Source organism: Ectothiorhodospira lacustris (genome assembly GCF_022227785.1).
GTDB lineage: Bacteria > Pseudomonadota > Gammaproteobacteria > Ectothiorhodospirales > Ectothiorhodospiraceae > Ectothiorhodospira > Ectothiorhodospira lacustris.
Genome location: NZ_JAJNQM010000114.1, coordinates 1 through 7,926 on the forward strand (window position 1 = coordinate 1; position 7,926 = coordinate 7,926).

Annotated in this window: 12 protein-coding genes; 3 read left to right on the top strand and 9 right to left on the bottom strand. The window is 63.3% G+C overall.

Annotated features, from left to right (window positions below; all coding sequences use genetic code 11):
* The coding region (locus tag LQ952_RS14860; protein ID WP_238623408.1) for a PAS domain-containing protein at window positions 1-969 on the bottom strand (969 nt) is incomplete at its 3' end.
* A 200-nt stretch (window positions 970-1,169) separates the two neighbouring features.
* Here LQ952_RS14860 and LQ952_RS14865 point away from each other — a divergent pair.
* Window positions 1,170-1,733, top strand: a complete 564-nt coding sequence (locus tag LQ952_RS14865; protein WP_238623409.1) for a DUF421 domain-containing protein — start codon at window positions 1,170-1,172, stop codon at window positions 1,731-1,733.
* 15 nt (window positions 1,734-1,748) lie between these two features.
* On the opposite strand, the gene LQ952_RS14870 is transcribed toward LQ952_RS14865, so the two are convergent.
* From LQ952_RS14870 to LQ952_RS14905, 8 genes are all read right to left on the bottom strand, one after another.
* Window positions 1,749-2,876: an extracellular catalytic domain type 1 short-chain-length polyhydroxyalkanoate depolymerase gene (locus LQ952_RS14870; RefSeq protein WP_238623410.1), complete on the bottom strand. Its 1,128-nt coding sequence runs from the start codon at window positions 2,874-2,876 to the stop codon at window positions 1,749-1,751.
* Between the two features lie 61 nt (window positions 2,877-2,937).
* Window positions 2,938-3,357, bottom strand: a complete 420-nt coding sequence (locus LQ952_RS14875; RefSeq protein WP_238623411.1) for a CopG family transcriptional regulator — start codon at window positions 3,355-3,357, stop codon at window positions 2,938-2,940.
* A 68-nt stretch (window positions 3,358-3,425) separates the two neighbouring features.
* Window positions 3,426-3,749, bottom strand: a complete 324-nt coding sequence (locus LQ952_RS14880; RefSeq protein WP_238623412.1) for a hypothetical protein — start codon at window positions 3,747-3,749, stop codon at window positions 3,426-3,428.
* A complete protein-coding gene (locus LQ952_RS14885) occupies window positions 3,746-4,156 on the bottom strand; it encodes a phage holin family protein (RefSeq protein ID WP_238623413.1) in 411 nt (136 codons plus the stop codon). The genes LQ952_RS14880 and LQ952_RS14885 overlap by 4 nt, the downstream gene beginning before the upstream one ends.
* A gap of 13 nt (window positions 4,157-4,169) precedes the next feature.
* Window positions 4,170-4,445 (bottom strand): ElaB/YgaM/YqjD family protein, encoded by a 276-nt coding sequence (locus LQ952_RS14890; protein ID WP_238623414.1) that lies wholly within the window; start codon window positions 4,443-4,445, stop codon window positions 4,170-4,172.
* A 314-nt stretch (window positions 4,446-4,759) separates the two neighbouring features.
* Window positions 4,760-5,725 (bottom strand): hypothetical protein, encoded by a 966-nt coding sequence (locus tag LQ952_RS14895; protein ID WP_238623415.1) that lies wholly within the window; start codon window positions 5,723-5,725, stop codon window positions 4,760-4,762.
* Between the two features lie 214 nt (window positions 5,726-5,939).
* Entirely contained in the window at window positions 5,940-6,662 is a 723-nt protein-coding gene (locus tag LQ952_RS14900) for an OmpA family protein (RefSeq protein WP_238623416.1), read from the bottom strand.
* Between the two features lie 77 nt (window positions 6,663-6,739).
* A complete protein-coding gene (locus tag LQ952_RS14905) occupies window positions 6,740-7,153 on the bottom strand; it encodes a DUF4398 domain-containing protein (protein WP_238623417.1) in 414 nt (137 codons plus the stop codon).
* 236 nt (window positions 7,154-7,389) lie between these two features.
* Between LQ952_RS14905 and LQ952_RS16080 the strand changes: the two genes are divergently transcribed.
* The gene (locus LQ952_RS16080; protein WP_430733386.1) at window positions 7,390-7,581 is read left to right on the top strand and encodes a hypothetical protein; all 192 of its coding nucleotides are present in this window, start codon (window positions 7,390-7,392) and stop codon (window positions 7,579-7,581) included.
* Window positions 7,582-7,742: 161 nt separating this feature from the next.
* The coding region (locus LQ952_RS14910; RefSeq protein WP_238623418.1) for a hypothetical protein at window positions 7,743-7,926 on the top strand (184 nt) is incomplete at its 3' end.

The following is a 7,926-nucleotide window of genomic DNA, read 5'->3' on the forward strand; positions in this document are numbered from 1 at the left end:
TGCCTTGAAGCCGTCAAGATCCAGGAACAGTAGGGCCATCGGCAGATTGCTGCGCTTTGCGTGTTTGACCTCCTGCTCCAGCCGATCCAGGAAAAGACGCCGATTCGGCAGCCCGGTGAGAAGATCATAGTGGGCGTTGTGCCATATTTGTTCCTCGGCGAGCGCCCGTTCGGTCACGTCACGGAAGATGCAGACAATCGCTTCGAGTTGTTTATCCGCATCCTGTACCGGTGCGAGCAGATACTCGAATCTTTCACCTTGGCCCGAGGCAAACGCGTGGGTGAACTTGCCTCGGTAGATGGACCGGTCGGCGCCCACCTTTTCCAGGTTGTGCTGGAAGTCCGAGGCGAATGAAAGGCCGAGGTCAACGTGAGATTTTCCAATGATCGCCTCACGCTTGAGGGAGAGAAGCTTGGCAGTCGCCGGGTTGACATAGGTGAATCTGCCCTTGAGGTCCAGCACAAAGATCGGTTCAGGGGATGCGACCAGGATGGCGCCGAACAGTCGGGTCTCCATCTCCTTGGCGGCCGCATAGTGCTCCAGCGATTCGGAGACGGCCTGGTCTATGGCTTCATGGAATCGGGTCAGGTCTTCAAGCTGTTGCCCGGAAACCCTTGGGTAAGCCTTGGTCCAGCGTGATACCACGCTTGCACGCAGGGCCCGAAATTCGGACGCCGTCTCCATCACGCTGAAGCCGATGGTGTGTCGTTCGCCACCGTGGACGTCGGCCCATGAATGATCCCCGTCCTCCGGCGCATCGCCTTTCGATTTGGCGGCCTGTTGGGCCTCATTCTGGTGGGAGTCGAGATCGTCGGCAATCTCCAGAAGCATGCCCCTGGCGTGGTCGCGCAGCTCGGTCTTGTCCATGTGATCGGCATGAAGGATGGTTTTGGCAAAGGCCTCCCAGTCCTGCAGGATCGGCTCTATTTCTGTGCGAATAAAGTCCGCTAATCGCATGCTGGGCTGCATTGGTTGGGCTCACAATAAGAGAAGGCGGGATCATGAGGGGCGTTCGACGCGCATGCGCGGTGATCCGCCACCGAGCATGGTGTCAGTGATGGTCGCCCCCGTAGGCCAGTTCGGACAGTGCGTTACTGAACAGACCGCTCAGGGCGGCGGCATGAGAATTCACCCATCGGTGCCACCGTTCTCTAAGCGGGATAAAAGATATGCTCTATGGCGGATGGGACAGTCTGTTCCACACCCTGTTTGTCGGGGTGCTGGCCTACGTTGCGCTCGTTGTGTTCCTTCGTATCTCGGGGAAGCGCACACTCGCCAAATTGAACGCCTTCGACCTCATTGTGACCGTCGCCCTCGGCTCGCTCCTGGCGACCGTCATGATGGGTACCGAGGTTGCCCTGGCCCAAGGGGCGTTGGCCTTCCTCCTGCTCATCGGCCTGCAGTTCGCCGTGACGTGGTCCAGCGTCCGGGTGCGGTGGTTGCGGCGCATGGTAACGGGGGACCCGGCGATGCTGCTTTACCGGGGCGAGTTCCTGCCCGCGGCCCTGCAGCAAGAGCGGGTGACCGAGGGTGAAATACGGGCGGCGGTGCGCGCGGCCAGGGTTAATTCGTTGGACAAGGTGCACGCGGTCGTCCTGGAGACTGACGGCTCGATCAGCGTCGTCCTGTTGGGCGAGGGGGGCGATGAGTCCAGTCTCGTTGGTGTCGCGGGACTCCAGGAGGCCCGCGAGGCCGCTGAACGGTCATCCGCTCCAAAAGATGGCCCCGCGTGAACAGGAACCACCCGCCTACCCCTCGATCACCCGGTGCTGCAGGAAGAAACGCAGCATCTCGCGGCTGGCGTCGGGGCCGCGCGGATCGGCGTAGGAGCCCTCCGTGCTGCCGCCGGACCAGGCATGACCGGCACCGTGCAGGACCCAATGCTCCAGTACCGTGTGCGTACCGGTATCACTATACGTGGTGCGGGTGTAGCCCATCCCATCCGGCCCGTGACCCTGTTCGGTGCGGGTGGTGAGTCTGGCTGCCGCCATCGCCTGGGCGATGATCTGTTCGCCATTGACCGGGCTGACGGTGGTGTCGCGGTCGCCGTGGAAGACGATGGTCGGCAATGCGGGGGCGGTGGCCCCGCCCCGCGTCGCCGTGGGCGCGCCGCCGCGCATCGCTGCAAACGCCGACGGCATATCCTGCGCGGCGCCGTAGGCCAGCCCGGAATGTACGCCGATCGCCGCGTACAATTCCGGATAGGTCGCCCCCATCACCGCCGCCGCCGCCCCTCCGGCGGACAATCCGGCCACGTAGACGCAGCCGGGCAAGATGCCGAAGTCGCGCACGATCTGCCGGGTGATGCCGGCGATCAGCGACGGCTCGCCGCGATCCCTTTGCTGATCGTCGGCATTGAACCAGTTCCAGCAGCGTGACGGGTTCGCCGAGGCCGGCTGCTCGGGGTAGGCGACCAGAAAGCGCGACGCCTCTGCCAACTCGTTCATCCGCGTGCCCGCCGCAAAGTCATCGGCCGACTGGGTGCAGCCGTGGAGCATCACTACCAGCGGCAGCGGTTCGCCCTGGTAGCCGGCGGGAATGTAAAGCTTATAGGTGCGGCTACCGGCCGTGTCGGCAAAATGGTGGGACTCGAAGCGCGCCCCGTTCGGGACCACCACCTTTGCCCGTGCGACGAGACCGTCGAGCCCGCCCGTCCCCGGCGCCCCGCGCTCCAGGAAGCCGCGTAACGCCTCCGGCAGCGGGCTGGAACCGGGATATCCCCGGTCGAAATGCCTTGGGCGCTCCGCCATCCGGTCTTCGTTGCCGGGGTGCGGCCGGCCTTGGGCGCGCAGCAGCAGTGCCGTCGCTTCCTCCAGCCGACCCGCGCGGGTGAGGCGGGTCGCCTCGGCCATGACCTGGGCGTTCGATGCATTCATGCGGCAATTCCAATGGTGTGCCGGCATAACGCCGACCGGTAACGGGAGGAGGTGTGCGAAATCAGTGGATCCGATCCGCCAAGGCGGCCTTCACGGCGGGACCGGCATGCAGCGCCCCGAGTACGTGCAGCGATCCGATGGCTGCCCGTGCAAGTTCCGGGGAGACATCGGCGTCAATGATCGCAAGCCCGAGCACCTGGATGTGCAGCACCTGACGGGCGGCGACTGCCGCCTCGAGTTCGGCCCGGTGATAGTGGCGCAGCCCGAGTTCGAGCTGGTGCCTGATGATGGACTGCCGTACCGCCTCGTCGTGACGGTCGAGCTGATTGCGGATCGCGGTACGGATGAAATCGGTGCGGTTGGAGTAGAACCCTTCCTGCACCAGCAGGTCGACCTGGCCCAGATCCACATATCCCAGGTTGATTGTGATCTTTTCGCTATCGCCCCCCTTGCGGCGGGCATCCAGTGTCTTGCCAGGCATTTGCCATCCCCATACCATCCATCTGGATGGCATCATCGGCGATAGAGCCGGGGATTGCAAGGAGGGCGTTATTCCAGGGGGGGGGAGGAGGGTACCTGCGTCGGCGGGCCGGACTTGACGACAGCCAGCAAGGGGTTCATCCAAGGCACCGAACCCACCGCCATCCGCAACCATGAATGATCGGACTCCGGGTCTTGGGTGCGACGACTGCCGAGCAGAAAGCCCAGCCCCACGGCCGAGCTCAACACCGCCGGGGAAGTTATCCGTTCATGGATACGCCGGCCCAGCATGTTGCCATGCACGCCGACCGATCGCCGGCGCTCAAGCAGATGCCGTTCGGCATCTTTGATGCGTGCCGCCAGCGATTCGGAGGGAGGTGCGTCAGGGTTCATGATGACTTCTCTGTGTCGGGTGTCAGGCTGTTCACTGTGGCCGGGAACTGCAGATGAGTGCGTCGGCGGCGGATCGCCCAGTAAAGGATCAGCGCCAGCAGCAGATTAGCGCCCACCGCCAGTAGTAGTGCCGCACCGGGACTGGTCATGACACCGTATTCGTATTGGATCAGCGTCAGCACGGCCACGGCCAGGAGGCCCAGCCACGCGCTGAGCAGCAAACCGCCGACCATCACGCCCAGGGTAATCATCCAAACAAGGCTTTCGCCGGCTTGGCGCGTCTCCAGCGCGGCGAGACCCACATGGGCATGGAACAGGCCGCGCAATTCATGGGCCAAGGAACGGACATCCTGAAGCACCCCGGAACGATGTTCCGGGGTGCCGGGAGAGGTGGAGGGTGTGTCCATGAAGGCGGCCGACCTAGCGACCGCTCAACAGGCGGCTCAACAAAAAGCCGCCGGCGACCGCGATACCCACCGACTGTACCGGGTGTTCATTGACGTACTCCCGGAGATCCTTCAACCATTCCTCTTGTGCTTCCTTCAGTTGTGTACCTTTCTCGCTGACGGCATCCGCCGCGTGATGGCCGGCATCGGCGATCCTGTCCACTGTTTCGTGGGCACCGGCGGTTATGCGCTCGATGGGTTCGTTCTTGCCTTGCCCGTTTTCGGGGTTTCCCGGGGGTTTGGATTGCATGATGTGGGAGTTATCCATGATCTTCTCGCTATCGGTTACATTTACATTTGTCGGGATTGACAAGGCCAGGTTAACGACCTAAGCAACTACCGTCTGTGCGGTGACGTACTGTCTATCTATTCTGTGTACCAAGCCCCTGATCCCCGGCCCTTCTCCCTTAAGGGGAGAAGGGCGTGTCTGTGGCTGAACCTGGGTTCTTTCACGTTAAAGTATGATGGCCAGCAGGATGATGATGGGAATGGGGATACCCAGAAGCCAAAGCAGTATGTATCGCATCTTGATCTACCTCGCTGATTGCCGGAAATTCGTCGGCGTCACATGTGCTGGACGTTATCGCGTTGCCGACCGCCGATCGTGGCGGCAAAGCTGGCACTGAAAGCCCCGAGCAGCAGGCCCAGGAACATCCACAGATAAAAATGCACCATCACCTTCCGCGCCGTGTCGGCGGCCTCCCTCGCCTGCATTTCCATTTCCGCCATCCGTGCCTGTACTTCGTTGATCCGGCTTTCCGCCTGGGACTGAGTGATGCCGGTATTCTGCGAGATCAGTCGCGCCAGATACGCCCTGTCGGCATCCGGCATCCCCTCCCTGCCCTGGGCGAGAATGCGTACTGCTTCGGCGCGGACCCCGGCCCCGATCCCGTCCGAGCTGGTGGCGCCAAGTCCGCTGAAATCGGGAGTCGCCCCTGCACGGTCTTGACGAAACAATGCATCCGCGAAATAGCCGATCGGGCCGTCGGCGCCTCCTTCCGACCGGCCATCGACACCCGCCGTCACGGCAGCGCCACCGGCTGTAACCGCCGCCCCGGCAGCGGTAGCGCCGGCCTGGGCTGTGCTGTTGATAACCGACATGGAGACCGCGACGAGAAGCGCCGCCGTGATCACCAGGCTCACCGCCCATACCAGGAGGCCGTGTGCGGTATCCCGAAAGAAAACCTCATCGTCACTCAGATTGGTCCATCGGGTGCGCAGCCTGCCGGCGACGTAGCCGCCCATTGCCCCTGCGATGATGTGCATGAGGATCAGCCAGATGATACCGGCGATGCCGATGCCCCTGGCCGATACCCCTTCTCCGGGCCACGGCGAGACGAACGAGAATCCCAGGCCGGTGCCCAGGACCACAAAGCTCAGTGCAAGCGCTGCGGCGACAAACGCCCCTGCGGCTACCGCGGGCCAGGAAACGCCGGAAGACTGCGATTCGTTACGTGCGTTATAGGGGAGCGGGTTATCCGCCCCATATGCGGGGCCTCGCCCCGTGTGTGTGGATTCGACAGATGCCATGGCTAATATCCTTTGCAGATAAGCGTGAAACTGCATGGTGGGGTGAGGCCGAACTGGGGTTCTGTGCGCTGACACACGTAGCATGTCCTGTAGAGCTCGGATTTCCATCGTCGGCCCTGATTCCCCATCGTGGTCATCACGATTTCAAGCAACCACGGGGGATAAGCCGGCATGAGCCGCGGTGTCCGGCGCCCGACTGCGCGAACCCGGTCATTCACCTTTCACGGCCTGCGGCGTCGGGGATGATGATCTCGACGCGACGGTTCTGTTGACGGCCCGAGGCGGTGTTGTTCTCGGCGACCGGATAGTCCTGGCCTCGGCCGGCTGCGTGCAGGCGGTTGGCGTCCACGCCCTGGCGGACCAGGTAACGCTTCACCGAATCGGCACGCTGTTCCGATAGACGCATGTTCGCACTGGCGCTGCCCACGCTGTCGGTGTGGCCCTCGATGATGGCGGTGCGCTCCGGATGCTCCCGGAGGAACACAGCGAGCTGGTCGAGGTTGCGCACCGCGCCGCCCCGCAGTTCGGAACGACCCGTTGCAAAGAGTACGTCACCCAAGGTCAGGACCAGTCCCCGGTCTGTAGGCTTGGCGTTCATCGCTTCGATCTGTCGCTGCAGTTCGGCGGTCTCACGCCGCGCTTGGTCCACCTCGCGGGTACGGGAATCCAGACGCGCGGTGGCGCCCTGATCGCTCAGCGCCGCGCGCTGATCCTCCAGCAGGCGTGTTTGCGCCCAGGCCTTGGCGATGTCGACCTTGCGATCGGCGATCAGCACTTGGTGTCTGGCCAGTTCTCCGTCCGCCTGGGGTTTCTCGGCCGCCCGTACCGCGAGCTCCGCATCCCTGAGTTCCACCGGCGCCCGGCCGGCCAGTTGCGGATCCGCCTGCAGTTGCATCAGCTTGGCGCGGGCGCTGTCGGCACCCGGCGGCACGGTCATCGGCGCCGCGCACGCCGCAAGGAGCAGGCCGGCGGCGGTGACCGCGCCCACCCGGGAAAGCGTGGTATTCAGCGTTTTCATGGGCGTTCTCCCGTTCCGCGTTGCATTTCCTGCTGCAGGACGTCGATGCTCGTTTCCATCTCTTCGTTGATCGCCTTGGCCTTTGCCAGCCTGGCTTTGGCGGATGCGAGTTCCGCATTCACGCGGGACCGTTCGGCAAGGCGCTCGGCCCGGATCATGTCCTCGTCCTGGACGGCTTTGCGGGCTGCCGCGAGGTTCTCACGGGCCTCATTCAGTTCGATGGACGCATAATCCGCGACACGTGCCTGTTCGGCGTTCGTGATGGCGGTCTCGGCGGCCTGCAGGGCGTGGGTGGGGGCCGGCGGGGTGGATGCGCAGGCAGCCAGCGTGAGTAACCCCGCTAAGGCAGCTGCCGGACGCAAGGATGTAACGACCCGGTTCGGGGTGGACCTGATGGGGATCTGATTCATGTGCGTCCTCCTTAAGGACATCACCGGTACTCGGCAGCACCTGGCTTGGGACGAGTCTCGCCGGTGCCGGTGACGGGGTCGGTGCGCTGGCGTACGAAACGGGGGCGTGGCCGGATACCCCGCCATCGGGCTGTGTTCGATAGCAGACAGACCTAGGGTCCGGACCGCCATAGCCTCGACACTGGTGAAAAGGCTGGCTTCCGAGTCTGGAAGTTGCCGCAACCAGGAGAGAGATGATGATGAAATTGCCAACAGTGACAGGCACCGCGTTGATTCTGGGGCTGCTGCTCGTCCCGTTATCCGGCTGCGATAGGGGACCGGCCCAGAGGGCCGGCGAAAATGTCGATGACGCCGTCGATAGAGCGGGCGATTCCCTCGAAAGGGCGGGAGATCGCATTCAGGATGCGGGCCGGGACGCCCGTGACTGATCGACGGGATCCTATACCGACAGTGTCGCCGGCACGGATGGGGCGTCCATGAAGGTGATTACGATCCAGGTGCGGTATCCAACAGACACCGACCGTCCAAGGCCCTAGCTTGAGAATCCCGATTGGCGATTTCGCCGGTCGGAACCTGAAGGAGAGAGACCATGAAGAAACTGCACGCACTCGCAGCCTGCGCAGTGATATTTCCTGTATTCACACTCGGCATCGGCTCCGCATTGGCCCAAGCCCCGTCCATGGCCCAAACGCCATCGGCGACCCATGGAACCTACCTTTCGAGCCAGCCCGCAAATTCGTTTCGTGCGGATGAGTTGATCGGCAGCGACCTGA